The 1,726-nt window shown below is 41.0% G+C and carries 2 protein-coding genes; both read right to left on the minus strand.

The window, feature by feature from the left end; genetic code table 11:
• Positions 1-509: ammonium transporter family protein (locus ACS8FD_RS13705; protein ID WP_459252124.1), on the minus strand; the 509-nt coding region annotated here is incomplete at its 3' end.
• A 150-nt stretch (positions 510-659) separates the two neighbouring features.
• Complete coding sequence (locus ACS8FD_RS13710) at positions 660-998, minus strand: P-II family nitrogen regulator (RefSeq protein ID WP_058369633.1); 339 nt, start codon at positions 996-998, stop codon at positions 660-662.
• Positions 999-1,726: the final 728 nt, after the last annotated feature.

Consider the following 1,726-nt stretch of genomic DNA (forward strand, 5'->3'; position numbering starts at 1 on the left):
GTTAAGCTAAATAGTCCAAAGACATCGTTGCCACCCCATGTCCAGCTACCTTCTAGTGGGTAGATAAAACCTGTCATTACTACTGCAAACATTAAAAAAGCCCAAAGCTTCATGCGCTCAGCGACAGCGCCTGAGACAATCGACATACAAGTGGCCACAAAGACAACTTGGAAGAAAAAGTCAGATGCTGCAGAATAGACAGAATCACCTTCAAAGCCATTTTCGGCTGAGGTTGTTAAAGCGTCTTTTACTAAAGTCTCACCACCTGCAATACCACTTAAAAACCAGTCGCCACCATACATAATGGCATAGCCACATATCATGTACATAGTGCAAGCGGTTGCAAAAAGAGTAATATTCTTGGTTAAAATTTCGACAGTATTTTTTGATCGAACCAGTCCAGCTTCCAACATAGTAAAGCCTGCGGCCATCCACATGACCAGTGCGCCACATACCAAAAAATAAAACGTGTCGAGTGCGTATTGCAGCTCAAAAATCTGACTTTGCATCTTAATTCCCCCTTGAATTGACAATGCGGTAGATTGGTTTGCTTTTAGACGTACATTACAAAGTAGCTGTCCTTATGACATGATGTTTGTTAAAACGATACTTGCACCAATCGTGTGCAAAACTGCTTATTTATGGTTTAACTATAAAAGTTAAATCGCATCTGGCCCGGTTTCGCTGGTACGAATTCGGATAACCTGTTCGAGTGCTGTCACAAATATCTTGCCATCACCGATTTTGCCAGTGCTGGCGATACGTGTGATAGCCTCAATAGCTGGCTCAACCATCTCATCGATAACCGCGACCTCGACTTTTACTTTCGGTAAAAAGTCCACTACGTACTCTGCACCGCGATACAGTTCAGTATGTCCTTTTTGACGACCAAACCCTTTAACTTCGGTGACAGTGACGCCTTTGACGCCAATATCAGACAGTGCTTCACGCACATCATCAAGCTTAAATGGTTTTAAAATCGCAGTGATTAACTTCATAAAAAATTTCCTTATATGAATGATGTCGCAGGCCGTTGCATACCTCTAATGCATCATAGCTTTGCCATGCTTGTGATAAGTCATTCAAAAAATGTGCCAGACGTACTCAAGGGGGAGGAACGTTTGGACTTACTTATCTTAAAAATGACCGCCACTATAACGGAAAAAAGCTTTAAATTCTCATCGTATATGATGCAATAAAAACGAGATAGTCCTGATAATTACTTAGTAATTTTAGGATAAATACAGCGGAGTTACCTGTGACGTTAGGTGCAACAAGAACTTTATTATAACCAACTTTCATACCCTACGGGGAGGGTATCCTGTGATGATTTGCGAAAATCTTACAAAGAGTGGAGTCTAGATGTCAAAACAGAATTAAGATAAAGACAGCTAACTCAACAATGGAGATAATGAGAGGCTGTAGAAGTCAGTAGATAATAGTGTATAGAAATAAAACCAGGGCGGGATTTGTGGTCTAATTGTCCGATAGCCAGACAGTAGATTGGCTTGTCAGTAAGATGCCGCCTACGTTAAGCGCTACGCAACTAGCATCTATACTAATGATAAACTATGTGTGGTAATAGCAGATATAAAGAAGCTTAAGCTTTAGGAAAAAGTAAATAAGGCGTTTTAGTAGTGCCCAATAACTTCTCAGTTTCGCTCCCTTTGAGTAGCTCACGTAGCCGCGATTGTCCAAAAGCACCAGTCATCAGCAGGCCAATATT

The sequence above is a fragment of the Psychrobacter sp. 1U2 genome, assembly GCF_051847575.1.